Source organism: Amycolatopsis sp. CB00013, from assembly GCF_001905755.1.
GTDB lineage: Bacteria > Actinomycetota > Actinomycetes > Mycobacteriales > Pseudonocardiaceae > Amycolatopsis > Amycolatopsis japonica.
Genome location: NZ_LIWC01000003.1, coordinates 604,202 through 631,028, shown reverse-complemented (window position 1 = coordinate 631,028; position 26,827 = coordinate 604,202). Strand labels below are relative to the sequence as shown.

Annotated in this window: 29 protein-coding genes; 10 read left to right on the top strand and 19 right to left on the bottom strand. The window is 70.3% G+C overall.

The window, feature by feature from the left end; all coding sequences use genetic code 11:
- Positions 1 to 3: 3 nt before the first annotated feature.
- Positions 4 to 1,047, top strand: a complete 1,044-nt coding sequence (locus AMK34_RS22490; protein ID WP_073846696.1) for a TRM11 family SAM-dependent methyltransferase — start codon at positions 4 to 6, stop codon at positions 1,045 to 1,047.
- A 287-nt stretch (positions 1,048 to 1,334) separates the two neighbouring features.
- Here the strand turns inward: AMK34_RS22490 and AMK34_RS22485 are convergent, their stop codons facing one another.
- The 7 genes from AMK34_RS22485 to rimP all read right to left on the bottom strand — a co-directional run bounded on the left by AMK34_RS22485 (position 1,335) and on the right by rimP (position 8,110).
- Positions 1,335 to 2,165 carry an alpha/beta hydrolase gene (locus AMK34_RS22485; RefSeq protein WP_038516602.1) on the bottom strand — a complete coding sequence of 277 codons (831 nt, stop codon included), beginning with the start codon at positions 2,163 to 2,165 and terminating at the stop codon, positions 1,335 to 1,337.
- Between the two features lie 16 nt (positions 2,166 to 2,181).
- A complete protein-coding gene (gene rbfA, locus AMK34_RS22480; RefSeq protein WP_007029396.1) occupies positions 2,182 to 2,658 on the bottom strand; it encodes a 30S ribosome-binding factor RbfA in 477 nt (158 codons plus the stop codon).
- Between the two features lie 28 nt (positions 2,659 to 2,686).
- Positions 2,687 to 2,980, bottom strand: coding sequence for a DUF503 domain-containing protein (locus AMK34_RS22475; RefSeq protein ID WP_016332602.1), 294 nt, complete (start codon positions 2,978 to 2,980; stop codon positions 2,687 to 2,689).
- Between the two features lie 73 nt (positions 2,981 to 3,053).
- Positions 3,054 to 6,062 (bottom strand): translation initiation factor IF-2, encoded by a 3,009-nt coding sequence (gene infB, locus AMK34_RS22470; RefSeq protein ID WP_038516604.1) that lies wholly within the window; start codon positions 6,060 to 6,062, stop codon positions 3,054 to 3,056.
- 145 nt (positions 6,063 to 6,207) lie between these two features.
- Positions 6,208 to 6,510, bottom strand: coding sequence for a YlxR family protein (locus tag AMK34_RS22465; RefSeq protein WP_051972600.1), 303 nt, complete (start codon positions 6,508 to 6,510; stop codon positions 6,208 to 6,210).
- A gap of 23 nt (positions 6,511 to 6,533) precedes the next feature.
- Positions 6,534 to 7,574: a transcription termination factor NusA gene (gene nusA, locus AMK34_RS22460; protein WP_038516608.1), complete on the bottom strand. Its 1,041-nt coding sequence runs from the start codon at positions 7,572 to 7,574 to the stop codon at positions 6,534 to 6,536.
- Positions 7,571 to 8,110, bottom strand: a complete 540-nt coding sequence (gene rimP / locus AMK34_RS22455; protein ID WP_037343048.1) for a ribosome maturation factor RimP — start codon at positions 8,108 to 8,110, stop codon at positions 7,571 to 7,573. Before rimP ends, nusA begins: the two co-directional genes overlap by 4 nt.
- Positions 8,111 to 8,245: 135 nt before the next feature.
- Here rimP and AMK34_RS22450 point away from each other — a divergent pair, with 135 nt between their 5' ends.
- Entirely contained in the window at positions 8,246 to 9,175 is a 930-nt protein-coding gene (locus tag AMK34_RS22450; RefSeq protein WP_038516611.1) for a ferritin-like domain-containing protein, read from the top strand.
- Between the two features lie 96 nt (positions 9,176 to 9,271).
- Here the strand turns inward: AMK34_RS22450 and AMK34_RS22445 are convergent, their stop codons facing one another.
- The 5 genes from AMK34_RS22445 to AMK34_RS22425 form a co-directional block, all read right to left on the bottom strand.
- Positions 9,272 to 9,892 (bottom strand): hypothetical protein, encoded by a 621-nt coding sequence (locus tag AMK34_RS22445; RefSeq protein ID WP_073846695.1) that lies wholly within the window; start codon positions 9,890 to 9,892, stop codon positions 9,272 to 9,274.
- Positions 9,893 to 9,980: 88 nt separating this feature from the next.
- Positions 9,981 to 11,000: an aminotransferase class V-fold PLP-dependent enzyme gene (locus AMK34_RS22440; RefSeq protein ID WP_073846694.1), complete on the bottom strand. Its 1,020-nt coding sequence runs from the start codon at positions 10,998 to 11,000 to the stop codon at positions 9,981 to 9,983.
- A 10-nt stretch (positions 11,001 to 11,010) separates the two neighbouring features.
- Positions 11,011 to 11,772: an isocitrate lyase/PEP mutase family protein gene (locus tag AMK34_RS22435; protein ID WP_073846693.1), complete on the bottom strand. Its 762-nt coding sequence runs from the start codon at positions 11,770 to 11,772 to the stop codon at positions 11,011 to 11,013.
- A 427-nt stretch (positions 11,773 to 12,199) separates the two neighbouring features.
- Positions 12,200 to 13,705 carry a PH domain-containing protein gene (locus AMK34_RS22430; protein ID WP_073846692.1) on the bottom strand — a complete coding sequence of 502 codons (1,506 nt, stop codon included), beginning with the start codon at positions 13,703 to 13,705 and terminating at the stop codon, positions 12,200 to 12,202.
- Positions 13,702 to 14,214 (bottom strand): PH domain-containing protein, encoded by a 513-nt coding sequence (locus tag AMK34_RS22425; protein WP_051972611.1) that lies wholly within the window; start codon positions 14,212 to 14,214, stop codon positions 13,702 to 13,704. Before AMK34_RS22425 ends, AMK34_RS22430 begins: the two co-directional genes overlap by 4 nt.
- A gap of 84 nt (positions 14,215 to 14,298) precedes the next feature.
- On the opposite strand from AMK34_RS22425, the gene AMK34_RS22420 reads away from it, so the two are divergent.
- Positions 14,299 to 14,919 (top strand): TetR/AcrR family transcriptional regulator, encoded by a 621-nt coding sequence (locus AMK34_RS22420; protein ID WP_038516780.1) that lies wholly within the window; start codon positions 14,299 to 14,301, stop codon positions 14,917 to 14,919.
- Here the strand turns inward: AMK34_RS22420 and AMK34_RS22415 are convergent.
- A complete protein-coding gene (locus AMK34_RS22415) occupies positions 14,902 to 15,555 on the bottom strand; it encodes a GOLPH3/VPS74 family protein (RefSeq protein WP_073846691.1) in 654 nt (217 codons plus the stop codon). The genes AMK34_RS22420 and AMK34_RS22415 overlap by 18 nt on opposite strands.
- Before the next feature lie 2 nt (positions 15,556 to 15,557).
- Entirely contained in the window at positions 15,558 to 17,012 is a 1,455-nt protein-coding gene (locus AMK34_RS22410) for an ArnT family glycosyltransferase (RefSeq protein ID WP_073846690.1), read from the bottom strand.
- Positions 17,013 to 17,125: 113 nt separating this feature from the next.
- Here AMK34_RS22410 and AMK34_RS22405 point away from each other — a divergent pair, with 113 nt between their 5' ends.
- Both AMK34_RS22405 and AMK34_RS22400 read left to right on the top strand, forming a co-directional pair.
- Entirely contained in the window at positions 17,126 to 18,334 is a 1,209-nt protein-coding gene (locus tag AMK34_RS22405) for a sensor histidine kinase (RefSeq protein ID WP_038523968.1), read from the top strand.
- The gene (locus AMK34_RS22400; protein ID WP_038516785.1) at positions 18,331 to 18,981 is read left to right on the top strand and encodes a response regulator transcription factor; all 651 of its coding nucleotides are present in this window, start codon (positions 18,331 to 18,333) and stop codon (positions 18,979 to 18,981) included. The genes AMK34_RS22405 and AMK34_RS22400 overlap by 4 nt, the downstream gene beginning before the upstream one ends.
- Here AMK34_RS22400 and AMK34_RS22395 read toward each other — a convergent pair.
- From AMK34_RS22395 to AMK34_RS22375, 5 genes are all read right to left on the bottom strand, one after another.
- Complete coding sequence (locus tag AMK34_RS22395) at positions 18,971 to 19,333, bottom strand: winged helix-turn-helix transcriptional regulator (RefSeq protein ID WP_037343032.1); 363 nt, start codon at positions 19,331 to 19,333, stop codon at positions 18,971 to 18,973. The two genes, AMK34_RS22400 and AMK34_RS22395, sit on opposite strands and share 11 nt — an antisense overlap.
- 35 nt (positions 19,334 to 19,368) lie before the next feature.
- A complete protein-coding gene (locus tag AMK34_RS22390) occupies positions 19,369 to 19,950 on the bottom strand; it encodes a TetR/AcrR family transcriptional regulator (RefSeq protein WP_016332589.1) in 582 nt (193 codons plus the stop codon).
- Positions 19,951 to 20,001: 51 nt separating this feature from the next.
- Positions 20,002 to 20,439, bottom strand: coding sequence for an SRPBCC family protein (locus AMK34_RS22385; RefSeq protein WP_073846689.1), 438 nt, complete (start codon positions 20,437 to 20,439; stop codon positions 20,002 to 20,004).
- Between the two features lie 10 nt (positions 20,440 to 20,449).
- Entirely contained in the window at positions 20,450 to 21,106 is a 657-nt protein-coding gene (locus AMK34_RS22380; RefSeq protein ID WP_073846688.1) for a hypothetical protein, read from the bottom strand.
- 285 nt (positions 21,107 to 21,391) lie between these two features.
- Positions 21,392 to 23,182, bottom strand: coding sequence for a CocE/NonD family hydrolase (locus AMK34_RS22375; protein WP_073846687.1), 1,791 nt, complete (start codon positions 23,180 to 23,182; stop codon positions 21,392 to 21,394).
- A gap of 73 nt (positions 23,183 to 23,255) precedes the next feature.
- On the opposite strand from AMK34_RS22375, the gene AMK34_RS22370 reads away from it, so the two are divergent.
- The 5 genes from AMK34_RS22370 to AMK34_RS22355 are packed head-to-tail and all read left to right on the top strand — an operon-like array spanning position 23,256 to position 26,755.
- Positions 23,256 to 23,624, top strand: a complete 369-nt coding sequence (locus AMK34_RS22370) for a hypothetical protein (RefSeq protein ID WP_073846686.1) — start codon at positions 23,256 to 23,258, stop codon at positions 23,622 to 23,624.
- On the top strand, positions 23,621 to 23,788 hold the full coding sequence (locus tag AMK34_RS43245; protein ID WP_198941720.1) for a hypothetical protein: 168 nt from the start codon (positions 23,621 to 23,623) through the stop codon (positions 23,786 to 23,788). The genes AMK34_RS22370 and AMK34_RS43245 overlap by 4 nt, the downstream gene beginning before the upstream one ends.
- A gap of 12 nt (positions 23,789 to 23,800) precedes the next feature.
- The gene (locus AMK34_RS22365) at positions 23,801 to 24,490 is read left to right on the top strand and encodes a response regulator transcription factor (RefSeq protein ID WP_073846685.1); all 690 of its coding nucleotides are present in this window, start codon (positions 23,801 to 23,803) and stop codon (positions 24,488 to 24,490) included.
- Entirely contained in the window at positions 24,487 to 25,842 is a 1,356-nt protein-coding gene (locus tag AMK34_RS22360) for a HAMP domain-containing sensor histidine kinase (RefSeq protein WP_073846684.1), read from the top strand. Before AMK34_RS22365 ends, AMK34_RS22360 begins: the two co-directional genes overlap by 4 nt.
- Positions 25,843 to 25,846: 4 nt before the next feature.
- Positions 25,847 to 26,755, top strand: a complete 909-nt coding sequence (locus tag AMK34_RS22355) for a LysR family transcriptional regulator (protein WP_073846683.1) — start codon at positions 25,847 to 25,849, stop codon at positions 26,753 to 26,755.
- The last annotated feature ends 72 nt before the right edge of the window (positions 26,756 to 26,827 follow it).

Here is a 26,827-nt window from a genome sequence, read left to right as displayed (position 1 = left end):
CGGATGTCCGAGTACGCGATCCTGGTCTACCCGTCCGCCAACCGGGTCTACACCGACTCCACCCCGGCCCTCCTGCGCGCGGAGCTGGCGGTGTTCGGCCTGTCCGCTTTGGAGACCGAGGTCTCCGAGATCGGCGAGACGGAACTCGGCGGCGTCGGCTACCTCACCTTCACCACGCCCGCCCCGCTGAGCGAACGCGATCTCGCGCTCCTGTCGAATCTTTCGGCGCTGTACGCGCTGTTCGAACTCGGCGACGGCGTCCTGAAGCCGGTGACGATCAGCCCGCTCGCGAACTTCGACTCGGATCTGCTGACCATTCAGAAGTACCCGGGCAAGACGAACGAGCTGTTCACCAAACTCCTCGTCAACGTCACCCTGCTGGCGAGGGCGGAGCCTGCCGCGATGCTGGACGAGCCGCTGCACCTGCTCGACCCGCTCTGCGGCCGCGGCACCACGCTGAACCAGGCGATGATGTACGGCTTCGACGCCACCGGGCTCGACGTCGACGGCAAGGATTTCGACGCCTACGAGATGTTCGTCAAGACCTGGCTGAAGCAGAAGCGGATCAAGCACAGCGCCGAATCCGGTCAGGTGCGCCGCAACAAGGTCCGGCTCGGCAGGCGGCTCGACATCGGCTTCGGGATCACCAAGGAGCGGTACAAGGCGGGCGAAGTGCGCCGGCTGACCTACCTCAACTGCGACACGCTCACCACCGACGAACTGCTGCGGCCGAACTCGGTGGACCTCATCGTCACCGACGCCCCGTACGGCGTGCAGCACGGCAGCCACCGCACCCAGGACGCGTCGCTCGCGCGCAGCCCACGCGATCTGCTCGCGGCCGCGGTCCCGGTGTGGACGCGGGTGCTGCGCCCGGGCGGCGCGCTCGGCATCTCGTGGAACACCAACGTCGCGCCGCGCGAGGAACTCGCCGCGATCCTGGACAAGGCGGGGATGGAGGTCCGGGAGGACGGCCCGTACGCCGGCTTCGCCCACCGGGTGGACCAGGCGATCGTGCGAGACCTGATCGTCGCCGCCAAACCTCTCTAGCGACTTCCCGCATTTCGTCCTCTGAATGCGGTGGTTGGCATCGCGCACTACCTCCGTGGCCTGTCGCGAAAGCCACTTTCGCGACGTCTGATGTCCCGAAAGTGGCTTTCGCGACACGGTCGCCGGAAGGTCGCGCTCACCAATGCCATGAAAGGACCTTTCCTTGCAAATTTTGCAAGGAAAGGACCTTTCATGGCACGAGGTGTCGCCTGCCCCTCCCGCGTTTCGTCCTCTGAATGCGGTGGTCGGCATCGCGCACTACCGCATTCAGAGGACGAAACGCGGGGTCAGGCGATGCGGTCCCCCACGAACTTCAGCACGTCGGGCATGATCTCGCGCCAATAGTCGTCGTTGTGCGCGCCTGGGGTCATCTTCGCGACGGCGGGGTCCAGTGCCTTGATGAGTTTGCGGTCGGCGCGGGCGAAGGGATCCGAATTCCCGCACCACACGCCGGTCACTTCGGCGGAAAGGTCGCCGGTGTGCAGCAGCGGCTCATGCGATTCCCACTGCGCGCGATCCTCGAAGACCTTGCGGGACTTGGCATCGGGCCAGCTCACGAACAGCGCCGCGCTGGCGACGGCGACGGCCTTGAGGTTCTTGTGGTCGCGGGCGTAGCGCAGTGCGCCGAACCCGCCCATCGAGATCCCGAACATCGCCGACGGCGGCCGCAGCTGGCGCTGGGCGAGCCAGCCGGGCAGCTCGTCGGACAGCATCCGCTGCGGGTCGTCGTCCTTGCCGACGTCCACCCAGTAGTTGTCCCCGTCGACGGCGGCCACCGCGAAACCGGGCAGCCCGGACGCGACGGCCCGGTTCAGCGCGTCCTGCACGCCCAGGTTCAGGAACGTCCGGGCGTCCGCGCCGCGCCCGTGCAGGGCGACGCAGACCGGCATCCCGACCCGGGACACGCCGTCCGGCGCGATGATGACGAGGTTGACGTCGCGGTTCCGCGCCGCCGACCGCATCTTCTGCACCGTGACCGCTTCGGTGAGCGGCGTCGGCGTGGTCGGTGGGGCCACCGGCGGCGGCCCCACCAGGGGTGGTTTCTCGGCGCCGCAAGCGGAAATCAGCGCCGAGCCGCCGAGAGCCGCGGCTCCCAGCAGGAGACCACGCCGGCTCACGGCGTGGTCCGGTCCCTCAGCGACGGGTCTCCTCGTCGGCGAACTCATCGTCTTCGGCCTCTTCCCGCGGCGGCTTGTACGGGTCGGCTTCGCCGGCGTGCTGCGCACCAGTGGCCCGCCGGGCGACCTCGGCATCCGCTTCCCGCGCCTTCGCGAGAAGGTCTTCGATGCGCTTGGCGTCCTCAGGAATACTGTCGGCCACGAAGGCCAGCGTCGGAGTGTAGCGGACTCCGGTGCCCTGACCGACCTTCGTGCGCAGGACGCCACGGGCGGATTCGAGCGCCGCGGCGGCACCGGCGTGGTCGGGCGTGGACTCCAGGTTTTCGCCGAGCACCGTGTAGTAGACCGTGGCGTCGTGCAGATCCGCCGTGATCTTCGTGTCGGTGATCGTCACGTGGTTGAGCCGCGGATCCTTGATGTCGTGCTCGATCGCGTGCGCGACGATCTGTGAGATCCGCTTGGCGAGCTTACGAGCCCGAGCGGGGTCGGCCATGGGATTTCGTCTCCTCGAAAGATCTTCTTTAGTCATCCGGGCCGAGCAGCCGGCGATGGCTGGAGAGCAGTTCGAACTCCGGCCTCCCGGCCACGAGGCGCTCACACGAGTCGAGCACGTCACGAACGTGCTCGCCACTCGCCGCGACCACGGCCACACCGATCAGCGCGCGCCGGTGCAGGTCTTGATGGCCCGCTTCGGCGACGGAGACGTCGAAACGCCTGCGCACCTCGGCCAGCACCGGTTTGATCACGGATCGCTTCTGCTTGAGCGAATGGACGTCGCCCAGCAGGATGTCGAGCTCAAGAGCTCCTACGAACATGTGGGGTTCTGGGTTGTTTCGAAGTGAAGCGGCGCTCCCCCGCCCAGATGCGGAGGAGCGCCGCCCGTGTCACTTACGCACGCGGCTTTTCGCGCTGCTCGTAGGTCTCGATGATGTCGCCGACCTTGAGGTCGCTGTACGACCCCAGCGTCAGACCACACTCGTACCCGTCGCGAACCTCGACCACGTCGTCCTTGAACCGCCGCAGCGAGCTGATCGGCAGGTTCTCGGCGATGACGGTCGCGTCGCGGAGCAGACGGGCCCGCGCGTTGCGGCGGATCTCGCCCGAGACGACGAGACAACCGGCGATGGTGCCGATCTTCGACGACTTGAAGACGTCGCGGATCTCCGCCTTGCCGAGCTCGACCTCTTCGTACTCCGGCTTGAGCATGCCCTTCAGAGCCTGCTCGATCTCCTCGATCGCCTGGTAGATGACCGTGTAGTACCGGACGTCGACGCCTTCGCGGGTGGCCCGCTCGGTCGCCTTGCCCTGCGCACGGACGTTGAAGCCCAGGACGATCGCGTCGGACGCGGTCGCCAGGTCGATGTCGGACTCGGTGACGCCACCGACACCGCGGTGCACGACGTTGAGTTCGACGTCGTCGCCGACCTCGAGCTGCACCAGCGAGGCTTCGAGCGCCTCGACGGTACCGGAGTTGTCACCCTTGATGATCAGGTTGAGGCTGTTCGTCTCCTTCAAGGCGGAGTCGAGGTCCTCGAGGCTGACCCGCTTGCGACGCGACGCGTTGAGGGCGTTGCGCGTCCGGGCGGAGCGGCGCTCGGCGATCTGCCGGGCGACGCGGTCCTCGTCGACCACCAGGAAGGTGTCGCCCGCACCCGGCACCGAGGTGAACCCGATGACCTGGACGGGACGCGACGGGTACGCCTCGGTGACGTCGACGTTGTGCTCGTCGACCATCCGGCGGACGCGGCCGTAGGCGTCACCCGCCACGACCGAGTCACCGACGCGCAGCGTGCCTCGCTGGACCAGCACCGTGGCCACCGGGCCGCGGCCGCGGTCGAGGTGGGCCTCGATCGCGACACCCTGGGCCTCCATGTCCGGGTTGGCCCGGAGGTCCAGCGCGGCGTCGGCGGTCAGCAGGATCGCCTCGAGCAGGCCGTCGATGTTGATGTTCTGCCGCGCGGAGATCTCGACGAACATCGTGTCGCCGCCGTACTCCTCGGCGACCAGGCCGTACTCGGTCAGCTGCTGCCGGATCTTGTCCGGGTTCGCGCCTTCCTTGTCGATCTTGTTGATCGCGACCACGATCGGCGCCTTGGCGGCCTGCGCGTGGTTGATCGCCTCGACCGTCTGCGGCATCACACCGTCGTCGGCCGCCACCACGATCACCGCGATGTCGGTCGAGTTGGCACCACGGGCACGCATGGCGGTGAACGCCTCGTGACCCGGGGTGTCGATGAAGGTGATCAGGCGCGGGTTGCCTTCGAGCTCGGTCTCGATCTGGTAGGCGCCGATGTGCTGGGTGATGCCACCGGCTTCACCTTCGCGCACCTTCGTCTTGCGGATCGTGTCGAGCAGGCGGGTCTTACCGTGGTCGACGTGACCCATGATGGTCACGACCGGCGGACGGACCTGCAGATCCTCTTCCTCACCCGCGTCTTCGCCGTAGGTGATGTCGAAGGTCTCGAGCAGCTCCCGGTCCTCTTCCTCGGGACTGACGACCTGAACGTTGTAGTTCATTTCGCCGCCGAGCAGTTCCAGGATGTCGTCGGACACCGACTGCGTCGCGGTGACCATCTCGCCGAGGTGGAAGAGCACCTGCACCAGCGAAGCCGGGTTGGCGTCGATCTTCTCGGCGAAGTCGGTCAGCGAGGCACCACGCGGCAGGCGGATCGTCTCGCCCTGCCCCTTGGGCAGACGGACACCACCGACGCTGGGCGCCTGCATGTTGTCCATGTACTCCTGGCGCTTCTGCCGCTTCGACTTGCGGCCCTTGCGCGAGGGACCACCGGGACGCCCGAAGGCACCCGCGGTACCACCACGGCCACCGGGGCCGCCACGACCGCCGCCGCCACGGAAACCGCCGCCACCGGCCGGGGCACCGCCGCCGCCACCGGGGCCACCGCCACCGGGACGGAAACCGCCGCCACCGCCACCGGGACGGAAACCGCCACCGCCGCCGCCACCACCGGGACCGCCGCGGAAGCCTCCGCCGCCGCCACCGGGACCGCCACGAGCGCCGCCGCCGGGGCCACCACGGGCTCCGCCACCGGGGCCACCACGGCCGCCACCGGGACCACCGGCCGGACGGGCCGGGCGGCCCGGCATCATGCCGGGGTTCGGGCGCGGGGGCATGTTGCCCGGGCTCGGCCGGTTACCGCCGGGCGCGCCGCCACCGGGACGGGGAGCCGGACGGTCGCCGCCCTGGCCACCACCGGGACGCGGCGGACGGTTGTCGCCGCCCTGCTGGCCGCCACCGGGACGGGGGCCGGACGGACGCGGGGCCGGGGAACCGGAACCCACACCGAACGGGTTGTTGCCGACGCGCGGGGTGCGCGGGCCGGGCTTCGGGCCGCCGGGCTTGGGGCCCTGCGGCTTGGGCGGCACGACCGAACCCTGCGACGGCGTCTGGGACGCGGGCGGGGTGGCTGGTGCCGCCGGGGTCTCCTTCTTCGGCTCGGCCGGAGCGGCCTTCGCCGCCGGAGCGACCTCTTCCTTCGGCGCCGGCGGCCGGGGGCCGGGGCGCGGACCCGGGCGGGCGCCCGGGGTGGAAGGCCGGGACGGCTGCTGGGCCGGAGCCGGAGCCGACGGGGCCTGGGCGGACGCCGCGGGGGCGGCCGGAGCCTCGGTCTTCGCCGCGGGCGCGGGCTGAGCGGGCTTCGCGGCCGGAGCCGGGGCAGCGGGCTTCGCCGGCGGGCGCGGGCCGGGAGTCGGGACGGGCTTCTTGCTCTGGCCGTCCTTGGACGAATAAGCGTCACGAAGACGCCGGGCCACGGGGGCCTCGACGGTCGACGACGCGGACTTCACGAACTCGCCCTGGTCCTTCAACTTGGCGAGAACTTCCTTGCTGGTGATGCCGAGCTCTTTCGCGAGCTCATGTACTCGGGCCTTGCCTGGCACAGCTCTCCTCATCTGGGGAGGCCGGCGGCAGACCCGCAGACCTCGTCCTATTGTCGCGCGTTCATTGATTCAGCTTCACGGCTGACTCATGACGGGTCGACCTGCTTCCTGATTCCATCCGGCACCGGGGATGTCCCGGCGCCCTTTAGCCTTCGGCGTGCCGCTCCAGGCGTTCGTGGACACCCTGGGCGTCGAGCGACCCCGGAACACGAAGTGCTCGGGGGAACGCCCTGCGCCGCTCGGCCTTGGCCAGACAGTCCGGCACGGGGTGCAACCAGGCACCCCGGCCCGGCAGCCGCCGACGTTCGTCGACGACCAACCGACCGTCCGCCGCGACCACTCGCAGCAACTCGCCGATCAAGGCCCGCTTACGGCAACCCACACAGGTGCGAACCGGGGCTTCCCGGTCATGCTGGAGGTCGGTTCCCGGCCGCGGGCTCTGAACCACTCGTAAGTCTAGCGCTTCGACCTTCACTCAGCCGAACCGGTTGCCGCGGCGGGCCGCGGCTGCCCGGCGTGTGCTTCGTCACCCTGCTCAGGGGCGGCGTCGCTGCGGATGTCGATCCGCCAGCCGGTGAGCCGGGCGGCGAGGCGGGCGTTCTGCCCCTCCTTGCCGATCGCAAGCGAAAGCTGGAAGTCCGGCACGACGACGCGTGCGGTCTTGGCCCGCTCGTCGACGACCTTCACCGACACAACCTTCGCGGGCGACAGCGCATTCCCGACGAACTTCGCCGGGTCTTCGGAGAAGTCGATGATGTCGATCTTCTCGCCGGCCAGTTCGCTCATCACGTTGCGCACACGCGCGCCGACCGGGCCGATGCAGGCACCCTTGGCGTTGACGCCGGGCACCGTCGAGCGGACCGCGATCTTGGTCCGGTGTCCCGGTTCCCGCGCGACGGCGGCGATCTCGACCGTGCCGTCGGCGATCTCGGGGACTTCGAGGGCGAACAGCTTGTGCACCAGCTTCGGGTGCGAACGCGACAGCGTGATCTGCGGGCCGCGGTTGCCGCGCGAGACGGTGACGACGTAGGCCTTGATCCGGTCGCCGTGCTCGTAGGTCTCGCCGGGCACCTGCTCGATCGCAGGCAGCACGCCTTCGATGTCGCCGACCTGGATGACGACCATGCCGCGGGCGTTGGCGCGGGCGTCGCGCTGCACCACGCCGGCGACGAGCTCGTTCTCCTTGGCGGAGAACTCGCCGAAGGTCTTCTCGTGCTCGGCGTCGCGAAGACGCTGCAGGATGACCTGCCGCGCGGTGGTCGCGGCGATCCGCCCGAAGCCTTCGGGGGTGTCGTCCCATTCCTCGTCGGTCTGGCCGTCCGGGGTGAGGGTGTGCGCGAGGACGCGCACCAGGCCGCTCTTGCGATCGATGTCGATCCTGGCGTGCGGCTGGTGGCCCTCGGTGTGCTTGTACGCGGTGAGCAGCGCGGTTTCGATCGCTTCGATCACCGTCTCGAAGGGGATGTCCTTGTCCCGTTCGATCGCGCGCAGCGCGGCGATGTCGACGTTCACTTCGGCTCCTCCTTCGGCTCCGTGGTGGCGGCGTTCAGGGCCGACGCATCGGTTTCCAACAGTTTCAGGTCCTCGGCAGGTGGTTGCTTGAACTCGATCTCGATGACCGCCTTGGTCACCGAGGCGTAAGAGACGTCCCGGATCTCGCCGTCCACGAGCACGCGCGCGGATTTCTCCCCCGCGTGCCCGACCCGGCCGATGAACGCCGCGCCTTCGGCCGGGGTGACCTTGACGAGACGGAACTTCGCGCGCCGCCAGTGCCGCTGCACGGTCAGCGGCCGGTCCAGGCCCGGCGAGGTGACTTCGAGCGTGTACGCGCTCGCGATCACGTGCTCGTTCTCGTCGAGCGCGGCGGAGACCGCGCGGCTGACGCCCGCCACCTCGTCCAGCCCGACGCCGTCGTCCCCGTCGACGACGACCTTGACCAGCTGACGGCGGCCTGCCTGCTGGACCTCGAAGGAATCGAGGTCGAAACCCGCGGCCTTGACGGCTTCGGCCACGATGGGCTCCAGCCTGCTGGCGAGGTCGTTGGGCACGGTGGAGCGCTCCTGTTCGGCTGTGGGCGACCCGGCGGCGTGGATCCGGGTTCGGTAGTGGACCAGCTTATCCGGTCACCCCCGCGTGACGCGCGAGCGGCGGCCCCGCGCGGGGTACTGGCAGGATGGGGCGGCGTGACCGGAAGATCGACAGAGCCGAGCCGTCGCACTTTCCTGCGGATGGGGGCGCTGGCCGCGCTGGCCGTGCCGCTGGCGTCCGCCTGCTCCCCCGGCTTCGACGAAACCCCCGACCCGCTGGGCCCGCTGCTGCGCGCGGCGGAGACCGACGCGGCCGGTGCGAAGGCGCTGGGCGCCGAGGGCGAAGCGGTCGCCACCGCGCGGGCCGCGCACGCGGCGGCGCTCAAGACCGAGGTGGACCGGCTCAACCGGCCGAAGCCGGACCAGCCGGGTCCGGCGGCGACACCGCCGCCGTCGTCGCTCGACGGGCTCAAGGAACGGCTTGCCGTGGCCCGCAAACAGGCCGAAGGTCTCGTGCCCACCCTGCCGCGCTACCGCGCCGGGATGGTCGCCTCGATCGCGGCGGGCTGCGCGGCGCTGCAACAGAGTTCGGAGAAGCTCGGCCGCGGCGACGACGCCGGAGCCGTCGAGGTGCCCGCCGGGGTCCAGCTCGGCGGGGAGGCGGCGGAGGCCGTCCAGCAGGCGCTGGCCGCCGAACACGCGGCGATCTGGGTGTACGGGCTGGTCAGCGCGTACCTGCCCGCGGCGTTCAGCGGCGCGGTGTCGCGGGGTACGGCCGAGCACGTCAAACGTCGCGACGTCTGCGAACGCATGCTTTCCGCGGCGGGACAGACGCCCACCGGACCGGAGGCCGCGTACGTGCCGCCGCGGCCGGTGACCGAGGCGAACTCGGCGATGGAACTGGTGGCGACCGCCGAATCGGACGCGTCCGCGGCCTGGCTCGGCGTGCTCGACCGCACCGATGACGCCGCCTTGCGGACGACCGCGCTGAACGCGCTGATCGGGTCGGCGCGGCGGGGTACCGCCTGGCGGGCGGAGTTCGGTGCGAAACCGGTGGCGATCGCGATGCCGGGCCAGTCGGCCTGAGGCTCTTCGCGTCCCTTCAAACGCTAGGAAAGGACCGTTCCTTGCAAAATTTGCAAGGAACGGTCCTTTCCTAGCATCCGGAGGCGGGGATCCCGGTCAGCGGCGCAGGTCGCCCGAGAGCCGCAGGGCGTCGGTCGCGATCCGCTCCAGCACCGGCTTGTCCTTCTGCTTGTCGTAGAAGCCGGCCAGCACGATGGCCACCTCGGGCCCGGTGACGTGGGAGTCGTAGGCCGCGTCCTGGCCCGAGATCTTCGGGGCGCCCTGCGCCTTGAAGGTCCCGTCGCGCACCAGGTCGGACACGTTGCCCGTGCCGTCCTTGTCGGTCAGCGCCTTGAGCTGGGTCGCGGTGACCTCGCCGGGCATGGTGACCAGGACGACCGACACCAGCGCCTTCTTCCCGCCGGTCTCGGTCGTGTACAGCGCCCGCGACAGGCGCGTGCACGGCGTGTCGGCGAAGAACTTCTTGGTGTCGCCGTAGGCCTTGCTCGCGCAGTCGGTGGTGACCTGCGGGCCTTCGACCAGCGTGTACTGGAACTGGCCGGTCTTCGACGGCGGGTCCGCGACCGGCGTCGGCTCCGGCTCGTGGCGGATCAGCCACCAGAGCAGGGCCGAGACGACCGCGATGGCGACCAGCCCGCCGCCCTTGAGCGCCAGGGCCTTGGTGTCCCTCGGCGGCTTCGGCGCGGACGGCGGCCCGCCCGGCCCTGCCGGTCGCACCGGCTGAAGCCGGGCCGTTTCCGTCGGTCCCGGGGTAAATTGCGCACCAACCACGGGAACATACGGTAGTTCACGCGCTCCCGGCGGTTCACCTGAACGTGCTTATCACCCGTTCCACGTCGTCAGCCGTGTTGTAGAGATGGAAGCCGAATCGCTGCCTTCCGGCCCGGGTACCGGCCACGATGCCCGCTTCCGCCACCCGGCGGGCGTCGGCGTCGAGCGAGACGATCGCACTCCCCTGACCGGGTGAGCCGATCGCTTCGAGGAGTGAGTCGGCGAGGCCCACGCAGTGCGCGCGGACGGCTTCGAGATCCAAGGACGCGAGGTAGTCGAGAGAGGCGGCGGCGCCGACGAACGCGAGCCAGGCCGGGGACAGGTCGAGCGACCGGGCGCCCTCCGCCAGGCGCAGCGGGAGCCCGTAGACGGTCTGCCAGCGGTCTTCGCCCGCGTACCAGTTCGCGGCGACCGGCACGGCCCGCTCCAGCACCCGCGGATGCACGGCCAGCCAGGCCGCCCCGCGCGGCGCGAGCAGCCATTTGTAGCCCGCGGCGACCACCCAGTCTGCCCAGCCGAGGTCCAGCGGTCGCCATCCGGCGGCCTGGGTGGCGTCGAGCAGGACCGCCGCGCCCGCCGCCTCGGCCGCGGCCCGGAGCGCGGCTAGGTCGACCTGGGCGCCGTCCGCCGACTGGACGACGCTGACCGCGACGAGGTCGTGCCCTTCGACGCGCTCGGTCAGCTCGGCCAGCGGGACTTCGGTGACCTTCACCCCGCGGTGCGCTTGAGCTGCGAAGGGGAAAGTGACGCTCGTGAAGTCGTTCGCGGCGACCAGGACGCTGGCGCCGTCGGGCAGGCCGGCGGCCACGTTCGCGATCAGCTGTGAGACGGACGCCCCGATCGCGACCCGCTCCGCGGGGACGCCGATCAGCGCGCCGAAGCCCACCCTGGTCCGCGCGACGGGCTCGTCGAAGTCGGTCGGGCGGGCCTCGCCGCGCCGCCACCGTTCGACCGCCTCCGCCACCGCGTCGGCCACGTGCGACGGCGGGATACCGATGCTGGGCGTGTTCAGATAACCGGGCGGGACGGCGAATTCGGCTCCGAAGGTCTGCATGCCCCCGAGGTTAATGAGAATCCGGGAGCAGGGCCGCGACGTCGGCGTAGGAGGGCGGGGCCGGCGGGAGTTCGCCGCCGTCGCGCACGGCCTCCACCGTGCGCAGCGTGGCGGCCAGCGCCATCCGGTACGGCAGCGACCCGAGACTGATCCGGGCGACGCCGAGCCCGGCGAGCCCCGCGACGGTGACCTTTCCGGGCAGGAACAGCAGGTTCACCGGCACCCCGACGGCCTTCACCAGCCGTTCGACGTCCGACGCCTCGGCGAGCCCCGGCACGAACACGCCGTCCGCTCCTGCGTCCACATAGGACAGAGAACGGTCGATCGCGGCGCCGATGTCGGGCTCTCCCAGCCAATGCGTGTCCGTGCGGGCGTTGACGAACAGACCGGGAGCGCGGTCCTTCGCGGCCGCGATCTTGGCCGCGTGCCGCACCGGGTCGCCCAGGGCGTCTTCGAGGTTGATGCCCGCGACACCGGCTTCGGCGAGCTCCGCCGCCAGCGCGCCGACCTCGCCCGGGTCTTCGCTGAACCCGTCGGCGAGGTCGACGCTGATCAGCGCGTCGAGCCCGGCGAGCCGCCGCGCCAGCCGGACGGTGGCGTCCTTCGAGGACGGGGCACCGTCCGGCTCGCCCTCGGCGGCCGAGACCCCGAGGCTGGTCGTGCCGAGTGCCGGGAAGCCTTGCGCGGCCAGGAAGGCGGCGGCGCCGAACTCCCAGACGTTCGGCAGGAGCAGCGGGGAACCGGGGACGTGGAGTGCGGCGAAGGCGGTCATGGCACGACGGTAGCCAGCAGACACTTCGGTGACGGCCGAAGCGTCGGTCCCGGTGGTCGTGAGTGGCAAGGGCGGCTCTCTTGAGGGCAGGCCGAAGGTGTCGTGCGCAGACACGGCACGCCGGCCGCCGTGGCGGCTCAGGCCGCTGATTGTGTGGATTTTGGGACGTTGGATGACCCGAAATCCACACAGTCCCCTGTCATCCCTGTGTGTGAGCGGGATTCGCTCCGTTCCAGACCGGGTCGAGTGTTGTCTATGAAGGATTGGGGACGTTCACTGTCCCAAATCCTTCATCAACGGATCCAAACGTGGAGGAGCCGAGACGTTCCGCGCCCCGAATTCCTCAGGCTCGACCCACACCAGTGGGTAAGCAAAACGAGTCCCTCAAGGAGTCCTTCACGGACCGGCGACCCACCGGACCGAAGCCTCAAGCCCGTTCCAGGAACGGCGTCAGCAGTTCCGGCACCGACTCCTCCGCGAACAGCAGCCCCTGCTCCTCCCCCGCGTCGTACACCGAGTACGCCCCGGCACCGGCGGCCGTGGTCGCCACGACGGTCAGCAAACCCTTGCGCCGCTGGAAGATCGACTGCTTCACCGTCCAGCCGATCACGCCGTCGCGCTCCAGCGCGAACGTGCTCCGCCGCACGGTGCCGTGCCGTCCGACGAGGTACCGCCCGGTGATCCCGTGCCCCAGGTTGCGATAGGCGTCCAGCGCCAGCAGCACCGACGCGGGCAGCAGCACCACGCCGAGCGCGGCACCGATCACCAGCAGGACGTCGGTCAGCAGGAAGCCGAGGATCGCGAAGATCGCCAGCAGGACCACCACCGAGCCGATCCACCAGCGCAGCAGCCGTCCCCGCGCGGCACGCGGATGCCCGGTCAGCCGGACGGCTTCGGTCGGCGACACCGGTTCGCGCAGCACCGCCGCGGCGATCCGGTTGGCCGTCGCGACCGGCGCGGCGGGCAGAAGCGTGTGGTAGTCGGTCTTGTCCTTGTCGTCGCTTTGGCGCATGCCGGTGGCGATCGCGTCGACCCGCGCCGCGCCGGAGATCCGGTTCCCGAGCGGCTCGACGAGGTCGATGCCGCGCATCCGGCGTTCCTCGATCGAGATCGAGCGCGTGGTGAACAGGCCCCGGCGCACCCGCAGCGTGCCGCCGGCCTCACGGTCGAGCCGGTAGTTCCACCACATCTCGACCCACAGGCCCAGCGCGCCGATCAGGCCGACGAGCATCGCGATCGCCAGCAGGATCAGGATCGCCACCACCAGCGGGATACCGCGGAACAGGCCGATCACCCAGTCGATCAGGCCCTTCTGCAGACCCGCCCATTCCGAGACCTGCATGAGCCCACCGCCCGCGGCGAGCCCCAGCGCCGGGGTGAGGAACGACATCGGCGCGTAGCGGATCCAGCTCCGGTCGAGTTCGGCCAGCGGCGCGTCCTCGTCGGTCTCCACGGTTTCCGCGCGGCGCAACAGTTCCGCGCGCAACCGCTCGGCTTCGGCGCGCGAGACGGGGTTGAGCTTGATGCGGCCCTGCCCGCCCGACTCGTGCGAGCCGGTGCCGATGGTCACCACCGCCACGCCGAACAGCCGGTGCAGCGGGTTCGCCGTCAGGTCGACGTTGCGGATCCGCTCGCGCTGCAGGGATTTCCGCGAGCGGAAGACCAGGGTGAACGCCGTCTCCAGGCGTTCCGGCGTGAGCCGGTAGCGAACCCCCTTCCAGTAGAAGAGATCCGCCAGCACGCCGCCGGCGACGAGGACCAGCCCGCCTGCCACGACCCAGGCGAGCGCGACCCAGAAGCTCGCGCCGCCGCCGACGATCGCGGCCGTGGTCGGGATGGCGGCGCCGACGGCCGCGCCGGCCATCATCACTGCGGTGACGGCGAGTGTCCGCTTGTCGAGCGTGTTCCAGTCCTCGAATTCGCCCGAGGTCATGTCGCGTCCCCTGGCGTCGCCTGCGTCGTTTCGGTGAGCTGCTCCGCCAGGCTCGCGGCCAGTTCGTGGTCGAGGCCGCGGATCTTGACCGCGCCCCGCGCCGACGCCGTGGTGACCGTGACGGTCGCGAGCTTGAACAGCTGCTGCAGCGGCCCGCGCAGGGTGTCCACGGTCTGGATCCGCGACATCGGCGCGACTCGCCACTCCTGCCAGAAGAACCCGGAGCGCGCGTACACCGCCGTCTCCGTGACCTCCCAGCGATGCACCTTGAACCACCACAGCGGCATCGCGATCACCCACGCCAGGCCCGCCACCGCGAACACCACCGCCGGCGTCAGCAGCCAGAACCGCGCGGGCGTGATGAGCAGCCCGAGCACCACCAGCACCAGTACCGGCGCACCCCAGAAAAGCGTTCCCTGCAGCCGCCACCAGCCCACGACCCGCTGATCCAGCACGTTCCGCGGCGGCCGCAGCCGTACCTTCCCCCGTTCGGCTTCCACCGAGTTCACCCCCGAGCTCGTTTACAATGCGATCGCATCGTAATAACCTGGGACAGTAGTGGCAATGCGATCGCATTGCAAACGGCGGAACGGATGGTGAAGGTGCCGAAACAGGTGGATCACGCCGCGCGCCGCGCGGAGATCGCCGAGGCGCTGACGCGGCTGACGGCCACGCGAGGCCTCGAAGGAGTCAGCCTCCGGCACGTCGCCGCCGAAGCGGGCATGTCGATGGGTTTGGTGCAGCATTACTTCAAGACCAAGGACGAGATGCTGCTGTTCGCCGTCGAACGCCGCTCGCAGGTCTACGAAGAGCGCATCAAGGCCCAGCTGGAGGCCGGCGAACTGCCGTCGACACCCCAGGCCATCATCCGCGCGATCATGGTCGAGATCCTGCCGCTCGACGAGCGCCGCCGCGGCGACTGGCTGATGGGGGTCGCGTTCTTCATCCGCGCGATCTCCGATCCCTCCTTCACGGCCGCGTTCACCGACGGCGTCCCGCAGCTGTTCGAACTGCTCGCCCTCCTGATCCGCCAGGGCCAGGACGCGGGCACTGTCGACAAGTCGGCCGATCCGATGCACGAGTCCGCGATCCTGTGGGCCCTCGCCGATTCACAGGGCACCAACATCGTGATGAAGCACCGCACGCCGGACGAGGCGCTGTCCACAGTGGACTATTACCTCGACCGGCTGTTCGGTTCAGCCCCCGCCGGATGAGGACGCTGCCGACGCCCGCACCGCCCGTAGCTCCCGGAACAGCTTCCGCAACGCGGGGACCGCGTCCCCGCCACGCTCGCCCAGTTCTTCGATCCGGTCCCGGTACCGACGCCTGTCCCGGCCCGAAACGACACCGCGGAGCTCCACCGCGGCCACCAGCGCGGTGAGCGCGGCGTCCACGGTGTCCACATCGGACGCCGGCGCCGGACCGCGTAACGCCTGATCGACCGAGGCCCGCAACCTTTCCACGACGGCCGGATCCCGCACGACCGGACGGCGCGACGGGAACAACCCCAGGATCCGGGCGGTCTTCAAGTCGATCACGCCCGCCGTGTCCAGTTGGGACTCCAGTGCCTCCAAGGTGCCACGCGCGTCCTTGCGCACCCACCCTTTCCACTTGCGCGGGCTCTCCCGGCCGATCTCGGCCAGGAGCTCGTCGAGGACGAGGTCCCCGGTCGGCCCGTCGCCCGACACCGCGACCCGGCCGTCCGCGTCGGTGACGCGGCCGCGCAGCACGAGATCGGTGAGCGCGGCGCCGCGGATCAGCAGGCCCGCACGAGCCCGGTCGCGCAGCTTGGCCTCGCCGACGTCGCACGCGAGCAGATAGGTCTTGGCGGGCAGCGAAAGTTCGGTCATCGTCAGTGCCTTTCCAGCTTGGGCCAGATCTCGTCCCAGGAACCCCGTCTACCGTCGTACCGCCACAGCAGTCCTTCCACCACCGGGGTCACCGTGGCGAAGTAAGGCTTGAGCAGCCTCGGATCGAATCCCAGGAACAGCACGCCGTCCGCCGAATCCGGGGGCCGGTTGAAATACCAATAGCCGCGATGTCCACTGTAGACGTGGTCGATGCCGTACCGCCTGCCGTAGAACTCCGTGGCGGCGGCGAACGGATAGATCTCGGCGTAGACCGCCGTGCGTGCGCGCTGATCCGGCGGCAGGGCCGCGTACGCCTCGCCGACCGCCTTGACCAGTTCCTGTTGCGGCAGTTCACCACCGGCGAAGGAACTGCCGAGCGCGATCGGCCCGAAGCTCGTCCTGGCCATGGTCGCCGGATAGATCGGCAGGCCGGCGAGGGTGATCACCGCCGAAAGCACCATCACCGGCCACGCCACCGGCCGCCATCGGGGGACGTGCTTCGCGAAGCCCGTCGCCGCGGCCGCGAACGGCAGCGCGAAGACGCCCATCAGATAGTAGGAACGTCCGTGCAGCACCAGGAACGCCACGATCAGCGCGGCTATCGCCACCCCCAGGAAGCGATAGCCGCGAAGTTCGCGGGAGAAGTTCAGCCGGACTAGCCCGTAGACGAACGCGAGCACACCCGCACCGACCCCCGCCGTCAAGAAGCCGTCGCGCAGAAAAGGCCACGTGCCGGGGAATTCCGCCGAGACGACCTCGTTCATGATCAGATACGGCCAGCCGTTCCGCGCCTGCCAGAGCAACGTCGGGATCGTCGCGACGACGGCGATTCCCGCGCCGAGCCACAGTTTCGGCCGCCGCACGAGCTCCCTCGGCCCGAGCACCAGCGCGGAGAGCAGGGCGAGCACCCAGAAAGCCGGGACGAGGAACTTCGTCTGCAGGGAGACGGCGGTGACGACGCCCGCCCAGAGCAGCAGCCCGTCCCGGCGGACGCGTACCCAGCGGACGACCAGCCAGACGATCACCGTCCAGAGGAACGGATCGAAGACGTAGGTGCCGATCCAGTGGCTGACGATGATCACGCCGGACGTCGCGTAGAGCCCGGCCGCGAGCACCTGGGCGCCGCGTCCGCCGCCCAGTTCCCTGGCGATCAGCGCGGTGACGACCACTCCGGCGGCGGCCGCCAGGGTCATCGGCAGCCGCAGCATCACCAGCGAACCGGGGAACAGGGTGTCCATCGCCCCGGCCAGGGCGGGGATCAGCGGCGGCTGGTCGAAGTAGCCCCACGCGAGGTGTTCCTTGCCGGCCATCAGGAAGTACAGCTCGTCGAAACCGTGCGCGTAGCGGCCGCTCGTGGCCAGCAGCGCGCCCCCGGCCAAGGTGGCGACGACGAGCACCGGGAGGCGGGCGAAGGTCTGCTCCCGTCCTGTCCGGACGGTCTGGGTCGCGATGCTCATGGTCTCCAGTCCAGCCGAGACGGTCCTGGCCGGATACCCGGTAAGGAGGGTCATGGGATAGACGAAAGTTGCGGATCATCCCGTCGCGGTCGCCGGGTGGTTACCGTGATCCGGTGGAGAGAAGCAGGTCGTTCCGGCCGGGCCCGGTCGACACCGGGTGGCTCACGCTGGCGGCGCTCGCGTTCGCAGGCCTGGACGTCACGCTGTACGTGTTCGGCGAACCGACGTCCGGCTGGGCGGGGCCCGCCGCGGGCGTCACCCTGCAGGTGCTGCTCGATCTCTCGCTGATCCTGCTGTTCCGGTTCCCCCGGCTGATCGCGGGCCTGATCATGGCGGGCGGGCTGCTGATGCTCGCCTCGGACCTGCTCTCCCCCGGCCTGCTGGTGCCGGAACGGCAGCTGACGCTGATGACCGTCCCGACGATCACCCCCGTGGTACTGAGCCAGCTGGCCCGCCTGATCGACCGGCGGACCCTGCTGTGGCTGACCGCGATCCTCGCGATCTGCGCGTCCCGGCCGTGGGACGCGCACTGGAACACCACCCCGTTCGGGCTGCTGAGCACGGCGCTGCCCACCACGCTTTCGCTGTATTTCGAGGCCCGGCGCCAGTTGCTGCGCTCGCTGCGGGACCGGGCCGAACGGGCCGAACGCGAACAGCACCTGCTCGCCGAACGCGCCCGTGCCGAGGAGCGGCGGAAACTGGCCGAGGAGATGCACGACGTCGTCACGCACCGGTTGAGCCTGATGGTGCTGCACGCCGGCGCACTCGGCGTCGTCTCGGCGGACGAGGCGGTGCGGACCTCCGCCGAGGACATCCGTCGCGAAGGCGCGCTCGCGCTGGACGAACTGCGTGATCTCGTCGGGGTGCTGCGCAACGGCGCGAACTCCGAGCCGCCCACCCTGACCGAGGGCCAGGCGGGCGATCCGGCGACGCTGGTCGCCGAATCGGCGTCGGTGGGCATCCCGACCGAACTGATCGTGCGTGGCGACCCCGGCCGGATCTCCCCGACTGTCGCCCGGACGGCGTACCGGGTCGTGCAGGAAGCGCTGACGAACGTCCGCAAACACGCGCCGGGCTCGTCCGCGACCGTCGAACTCCGCCACCACGCGGACGGTGTGGACGTCGCGGTGGAGAACACGCGTGCGGGCGCCCCACCTGATCCGGCGCTGGCGGGCAGCGGTTCGGGCGCCGGGCTGGCCGGATTGCGGCAACGGGTCGAGCTGATCGGCGGCCGGTTCGCGGCGGGGCCTCGACCGGGCGGCGGATTCCGCGTCGATGCGATACTGCCCGCCTACGTCCCGACGGCGGAAGGGGATCGGTGATCCGGGTGGTCGTCGTCGACGACGAGCCGATGGTCTGCGCGCATCTGCGGACGATCCTCGGCTCCGCGGACGACATCGAGGTGGTCGCGCAGGCGCAAGACGGCGCCGAGGCGGTGGAGGCCGTGATCCGGCACAAGCCCCGCGTGGTGCTGATGGATCTGCGGATGCCCGGGGTCGACGGGCTGACCGCCATCGAGCGGATCGCGAAACTCCCGGAGCCGCCCGCGGTCGTCGCGCTGACGACGTTCGACGCGGATACCTACGTCATCCGCGCGCTGCGGGCGGGCGCGGCCGGGTTCCTGGTGAAATCCACCCCGCCGGAGGAGCTGATCGGGCTGGTCCGGGTCGCGGCCGACGGGCATACGGTGCTCTCCCCCGAAGCGGCACGCCGTCTGGTGGCGATGTCGGCCGACGGGCGGCGCCGCGGGGACGACGCGCGCCGGAAGACCGAAGGGCTCACCGAACGCGAAATCGACGTCCTCGCCTGTCTCGGCGAAGGACTGTCCAATGCGGACATCGCGGCGCGGCTGCACCTGGCGGAGGCGACGGTGAAGAGCTATGTGTCGCGGATGCTGGTCAAGCTGGGCTGTGCGAACCGGACCCAGGCGGGACTGCTCGCGCACGAGGCCGGTCTGGTCAAGCGGTGAGCTGACCGTCGTAGCTCTTGCGGGCGTCGAGCACCTCGCCCATGTGGACCCGGGCCCACTTGTCGAGCATCTCGAGCGGTTCGGCGAGGTTGCGGCCGAGGGCGGTGAGCTCGTACTCCACGTGCGGAGGGATCTCCGGATACGCGGTGCGCGTCAGGATCCCGTCGCGGACGAGGCTGCGCAGGGTCTGGGTGAGGACCTTCTGCGAGATGCCGCGCACGCGTTTGCCGATTTCGGTGAACCGGAGCGGGCCGTCGCCGAGCACGCCGACGATCAGCACGGTCCACTGGTCGCCGATGCGGTCGAGCAGCGCGCGGGTCGGGCAGTCGGGGTCGTACGGGTTTCCGAGCACGTGACCTCCTCACTCTCCCGGGGAGAGTAACACGCTCAACGAGAGGGTGCGGGCTGCATCAACGCCTCGAACAGCAGGATCAGATGGCGGCGGCCGCGCTCCCAGCGCGCCTCCAGTTCGGTCTGGTCGCGGGTCGCCCAGCTGGCGATGAGGATGCCGCGGACGACGTCCATCGCCGTGTACACCGCGTGCAGGAACTCCGGATGCGCCGAATGGTCCGGCAGCAGGGCCTTGCCGAACTCGACCAGGCTGCTCGTCGCGATCGGCTCGACCACCGCCATCTGGGCGCGCAGTTCCGCGTCGGTCCGCGACGCCACCCACAGCTCGACGGTCGCCGAGAAGACCGGGCCCTGGTGCATCTCCCACAGCAGCTGCAACGCGTCCCCGACCGGGTCGGCCGAGGCCTTGAGCCGGTCGATCTCCGCCATCGCGACCTCGGTGCGTTTGGCCGCGAGATGCCGGATCGCCGAGGTGACGAGGTCGGTCTTGGTCGGGAAGTGGTGCACCTGCGCGCCGCGGGTCACCCCGGCGCGGTCCGCGACGCGGGTGGTCGTCGTGCCCGCGTAGCCGTACTCGACGAGACAGTCGATCGTGGCGTCGAGCAGCCTGACGCGCATCGCGGCGCTGCGTTCCTCCTGCGTGCGTCGTGGGGCTGCCATGCGCCTACTTTATGGTGCGCCGCGCGAGGCGCGCGCCACGAGGCTCTCGACCATGCGCCCGATGAAGTGGCCGAGGAACCGGCGATGGAACCAGCCGGTGCCCGGGATCTTGGCGGTGAACGTGGAATGCCAGTGGATCGCGGTGCCGTCCCGCTCGGGGGTGAGGTCGACGTAGGCGCGGTAGTCCCGCACCGGGAGCCCCTTCTTCAGCGAGTAGCCGAAGCGTTTGCCGGGTTCGAGGGCGATGACCTCTTCGCAGCTGTTGACGCCGTTGGTGCTGAAGACGCCGATGGCGCCGAGACCGTTGGCGTCGCCCTTGTCGAGCAGGCGGAACGAGCCCATGGGCGACCAATCGGGCCAATGCTCGCGGTCCACGAGGAGCGCGTAGACGGCATCGGGGCTCGCGCTCGTGTGGCCGTGGACGGAAATGCGCTGGATCTTCGCCATGCGTTCTCCTTCACCGGGGTTCGTGCCAGGGAAAGCCATCCGGGGCGGCGGCCGCTCTGGCGAGCAGTTCCGCGTCGTCGTGGCCGTGGACGTCGTGGAGGAAGGGGAAGTCCTCCGGTCCGACGGTGAGTTTGGCGGCCGGCCGGACCGGCACCGGGCTGGCGGCCTGGGTCGGCCGGATGTCCCCGTCCGCCGGTTCCAGGTCGAAGGTCGCGGACGGCAGCAGGTACACGGTCCCTGTCCGCCACGGCCGCCGCGCCAAGGCGGGTGCGCTGATCGAGAAGTGATAGCGGGCCTCGCCACCGGCCCGCACGCACGCGTTGCACATCGACACCTGAGCGCTGTCGCGATCGAGGATCGCGTAGAACATCGGCCAGATCCCGTCGGCCGCCGCGAACACCGCGTGCCTGCTGCCGAACTCCGTGATGTCCGGCGGACGGCGCGGGACGAATTCGGGGATACCCGGGTCACCCGAGCCGTGCAGGACGAAATCCGCGCGGTCGGCGACGTGACACAGGAACTGCCATTTCGGCGCGTCGACGTGGTAATCGACAGGCCGGTCGGGGCCGGCCGCGAGCGCTTCGTCCAGCAGCGCGTCGAACCGCTCGCGCAGCGCGGCCGACGCCGGGACGGCGGGCCGGCGCAGCCAGAAGTCGGGCAGGCTCATGGTTACGACCTTAGCGAGACGGCACCCTTCCCCTCTCGCATTCAGAGGACTGAACGCGGGCGCGATCTCCTCCTCCCGCGCCCGGGCGCTCACGTCGCGAAAGCCACTTTCGGGACATCAGACGTCGCGAAAGTGGCTTTCGCGACGCGCCTGACAGCACCGGAACCTCGCGATGGCGCCGCCAGGACGAAGGCCCACCGTCGCCGACGTTGTGAAAGCCACTTTCGTAACGTTGAAGGTTGCGAAAGTGGCTTTCGCAACACGCCGCCCACCGCATTCAGAGGACTAAACGCGGGCGATGGGCACCGAGAGCGAAGTCCCGCCCAGTTCGATGGTCACCCGGGAGCCGAGCGCGGGCAGCGCCGGGTCGAACATGTCCCCATCGGTCCCGCCCAGGACGAGCGCCAGCCGGTGCCCCACCGCGACGACGTGGTCGAGGCTGCTCAGCCGGAACGTCATCGTGTACGCCTTACCCGGCACGAGCGGCTCACCCCGCCACAGCGACCGGTGATGGCCGAGGTCCGCCCAGCCGGTCGCGACGATCTGTTTGTCCACAGTGGTCAGATCGGCGACGGTGTCGAGGAAGCAGCCGGTGTCCGCGGCGGTGCCCGTGCCCCAGCAGGAACGGGTCGTCAGGTCCTTCGTGCCGAGCGCCGGCCACGTCGTGTTCCGCACGGTCGCGGGCCCGTAATCGACCAGCACCGCGCCGAGCCGAGCGCTCGGCTTGTCCGAGCGGGCGGTCACCGTCACGGTGGCGGTCCCGGCCACGCGCGTGTCCGCCCGCACGGGTTCACCGGCGAAGACGACCCGATCCGGGCTGGGCTGCGACGGGTTCTCCACCCACTGTGACGCTCCGCGCGCCGGATCGTCGGTCACCGAAGCCGTGCCCGGCGACGGGCGATTCCCCAGTCCGCCCGCCACCGATGGCCACATCACGCGCGTCCCCGTCACCGGTGGCCAGCGGCGTTCGTCGGTCCAGCGGTCCGGCGTGTGCTCGACGCGGATCGCGGGTTCGGTCTCGACGCCGTTGCGGACGCCGAGCAGCCAGCGGTCGAACCAGCGGTGCAGCGTCCGCACGAACAGCGACCGGTCGAGGTCGAACGGATCGACGTGCGCCGCCTGGTGCAGCCACGCCTTGCGCGGCACATCGTGGGCGTTCAGCGCCTCCCACCACGGCCCGAACTGGATCGGGTTGACGTTGAGATCGTGGAAGCCCATGGACGCGAAAACGCTCGCGCGCACCTTGCCGGTCTTCGCGACGTAGTCGAGCCCGCGCCAGTACTCGTTGAAGTTCCCGTCCGTCCCCGCGCGCCGCGCGTTGTCCTCTTCGAACGGACGGCACAGCTTCTCGGCACGCTCGTTGTAGAACCCGGCGCCGCCCGCCCAGCCGAAGTAGGCGCCGTGGGAGTTGTGGACCTCGTAGTACGAACTGACCCCCGCGATCGGCACGATCGTCTTCAACCCCTCGATCCCGGACGCCGCCATCCCGATCGCCGTCGCGCCGTCCTGCGATTTCCCGATCGCGCCGACCGACCCGTTCGCCCAGCCCGCGCGGACCCGCTCGGGCCCGAACGGCGTGCGGAAGGCCTGAGCGCGCCCGTTGAGCCAGTTCACGACGCCGTTGCCGGACGCGACGTCGTCGAAGCACCCGGACGAGCGATTGGTGCCGCCGACGTCGACCAGCACGACCGCGTATCCGCGCGGGACGAAGTAGTTGTCGTAGAAGAGCGGGAACTGCGACGGCGTGCCGTCGGGGAGGTACGTCTTCGGCTGGCGCTCGTTGCCGCGCCCGACCTTTTCGAAGTACGGGCTGACGTCCATGATCACCGGGACGCGCTGCCCTCGCGCGGCCGGTTCCGCCGGGCGGATGATGTCGGCGGCGACGCGGTCGATCTGCCCGTCGCGGTCGAGGTCCTGTCCGGTCTCCACCCAGGCGGTCTCCCGGATGGCCTTCTCGTAGGAGAACACCGGCTCGCTGACGCCGTCACGCAGGACGAACGCGGGTGAAGCGACCGCGGGTGCGGCGGTGAGCAGTAGTGTCGCCACGACGGTGGCGGTCAAGGTCTTGAGCCCCATCGTCCGAGTATCGCTTACAAAACCCGAACATTTCCCCCACATTCCTCGTATCCGGCCGCGCCACGCTCTTCGCATGCTGAAACACACCATCGCCGTCTGCCTCACCGCCGCCGGCCTCGTCGCGCTCGCCCCCGCCGCCTCGGCCCAGGCACCGATCACCCTGAGCCCCGAAGAGTCCCAGACGCTGTGCGCCGAATGGCTGCCCAAGCTCACCCAGCGCACCACGAAGCTCACCGAACGCATCAACGGCGGCCCCGAGGTCCGCGGTTCGGTCGCGAACCTCAAGGCCAGGGCCGAGGGCCAGCGCAAGAAGGGCCACAACGACACCGCCGACAGGCTCCAGAAGCGTGCCGACGAGCGCAGCGGACGGCTTCCCGAACTCGCCGCGGCGAAGCAGAAGCTCGACGCGTTCGCCGGGGCGCACTGCAAGGCGGGCAAGTGAAACGCCTGCTGGCCGCGGGTCTGACCGCGCTCGCGTTGTTCGGCACGGCCGCGTGCGGCGACGACGACGCGCCAGCGTCGAGCCCGGCGCCGGGCGAGCTGAGCGACGTCCAGCACACCCTCGACTCGATCGAGCAGGACATGGCCGGCGACCCGGCCCCGTGACAGGATCGGCCGGTGACGACACAACCGGGACGCGGGCTGGTGCTGGTCGTCGAGGACGACCCCGCGATCGCCGAACTCGCCTCGCTGTACCTGCGGCGGGACGGGTTCGGCGTGCACGTGGAGGCGGACGGTGGCGCGGCACTGGCCACGATCCGGCGGACGCGCCCGGTCGCGATCGTGCTCGACATCGGACTGTCCGGAATGGACGGTATCGAGATCTGCCGGACGCTGCGCGCGGACGGCGACTGGACGCCCGTGCTGTTCGTGACCGCGCGCGACGACGAGCTGGACCGCTTGCTGGGCTTGGAGATCGGCGCGGACGACTACCTGACGAAACCGTTCAGCCCGCGTGAACTCTCGGCGCGGGTCCGGACGGTACTGCGGCGGGCCGCCGGGGCGCCGTCGCCCGCCGAGACCTACACCGCGGGCGACGTCCGTGTCGATGTCACGCAGCGTCGTGTCTGGGCGGGCGGCGCCGAGATCGCGCTGACGTCGACCGAGTTCGATCTGCTGACCCATCTGGCGCGACGGCCCGGCCAGGTGTTCAGCCGCGAGCAGCTGCTCAGTTCCGTCTGGGGGTACGCGGCGTCGGCGGGCACGCGGACCGTCGACGTCCACATCGCCCAGCTGCGCGGGAAACTGGGCGAGCACAGTCCGATCAGGACGGTCCGCGGGATCGGCTACGCGGCGGACGCCGGATGAACCGGACGTCGCTCGCGCTGCGGATCACCGTGGTGTGCCTCGCGATCGCCGCGGTCGCGGTGGTGGTCGCCGGGCTGGTCGCGGCCCGGCTCATCCGCACCACCGGCACCGACGTGCTCCGGCAGTCGCTCTCGGCACAGGCCGACGTGGTCGCGAGCCAGCTCGACGAGACCGGGATCGGCAACCGGCTCAGCGTCGGCAAGGTCGCGGAAGTCGTGCGCGGGCAAGGGATCGACGTCGTCGTCCGCCGTCCGAACGGGACACTCGGCGGCGCCGGGACGGAAGCGGCGATCGCCGCCACCAAGGCGGGCCTGACCCGCACCGGCTCGGCCACGGTGCTCGTCGAAGGACGGCAGTACCTGGTCGAAGTCCGCACCGTGGGCGCCAAGGGGGCCGCGTTCGCGCTCGTCCAAGCGACGGAGATCGGCGAGGCACGCGGCCGGACGCTGGTGCGCAACACCGTGCTCGCGCTCGGCGCCGGGCTGGCGGTCGCCGCGATCGCCGGGCTGGTGCTGAGCCGGATGCTGTCACGGCCGCTGCGCCGGGTCGCGTCGGTGGCGAGCGGGATGCGCGCCGGGCGTCGTGACCTGCGGGTTCCGGTGGAAGGCCCGTCCGAGGTCGCGGACGTGGCGAAATCGGTCAACGAACTGGCCGACGCGCTGCAGTACAGCGAGGCGCGGCAGCGCGAGTTCCTGCTTTCGGTGTCGCACGAACTGCGGACGCCGCTGACCGCCGTCACCGGATTCGCCGAGGCGATCGGCGACGGCGTGGCCGAAGGCGAGGACGCGCGCCGCGCCGGGCAGACCATCCATCGCGAGGCGGAGCGACTGGAACGCCTGGTCAGCGATCTGCTGGAGCTGGCGCGGCTGGGCGCGGACGAGTTCCGCCTCGACCCGGCGCGGCTCGATCTCGCCGCGCTGGTCGACGAATGCGCGGACGTCTGGCGGCTGCGGTGCGCGCGGCAGGACGTCACGCTGGTGGTCGAGCGGCCGCCCGGCGAGGTGCCGGTCATCGCCGATCCGCGGCGGCTCCGCCAGGTCGTCGACGGACTGGCCGAGAACGCCCTGCGCGTGACCCCGGCGGGCGCGCCGATCGTGTTCTCGCTGGTCGCGGCGGACGGCCAGGCCCGGCTGGCGGTGCGGGACGGCGGTCCCGGCCTGGCGCCGGAGGACTATCCGGTCGCGTTCGAGCGCGGGGTGCTGAACCGGCGCTACCGCGACAGCCGCCCGGTCGGTTCGGGTATCGGGCTCGCGCTGGCCCACGGCCTGGTCACCCGGATGGGCGGCACGCTGACGGCGGGCCCGGCGCCGGAAGGCGGAGCCGCGTTCACGGTGGCTCTGCGGTTAGGGTGACCGGGTGGAGATGTTGCACTTGCGGTATTTCGTGGCCGTCGCCGAGGAACTGAACTTCTCCCAGGCGGCCCGCAAACTGCATATGGCCGCCTCCCCGCTGAGCCAGCGCATCAAGGATCTCGAACACGAACTGGGCCACCGGCTGTTCGACCGCAGCACGCACCACGTCACGCTCACCGCGGCGGGTTCCGCGCTGCTGCCCATCGCGCGGGACGTCCTCGAACAGGTCAACGCGATCCCCTGGCGGCTGCAGGAAGCGGTGAAACCCCGGCGGAGCACCGTGTTCGTCGGCATCCCCGCCGGCGTGCACCCGGCTTTGCGCGAGCGGGTCAAACGCCTCGAAGAACGCTGTCACGACCGCTTCGAGCTCAAGCGCTGGCCGGGCACGACCCCCGATCTGGTCGCCGCCGTGCACGAAGGCAAGCTGGCGTTGTCGCTGGTCCGGATGCCGGTGACCGATCCCGCGCTGGAGATCGTCCCGGTTCAGGTGGAGCGGCTCGGCGCGGTCGTCCCGGCCGCCCGGTTCGCCGGACGGGAAACGGTGGACCTCGCCGAACTGCGTGATCTGTCCTACATCCCGTCGGCGTCGGAGAGCATTCCGGCCTATTCGGACGATATGGACCACACCCTGTCGAAAGCGGGTATCAAGAAACGGCTCAAGGTCGGCGGAACCGAATATTCGGGCATTTCCGAATTGGTGGCGAACGGTTCGTCGTTCTCGATCACGATGCTCGATCCGGCCAGCCCGATGCATCTGTTCCTGGTCGACGGCGCGACCATCCTGCCGTTCGCCGATTTCCGCCCCCAGCTGGAGACCGCCCTGGTCTGGCGCCGCGACCGCGGCGAGGAGGGCGACCTCGCCGAACTCGTGTCCGGAGTCCGCGAGATCTTCGCCGAACCGCTTTCGACCTGAAGAATGGTATGACCACCGCGGTCATACCATTCTGCTTTTCTTGATCATTCCCTTCATCGTAATTCGCACCTA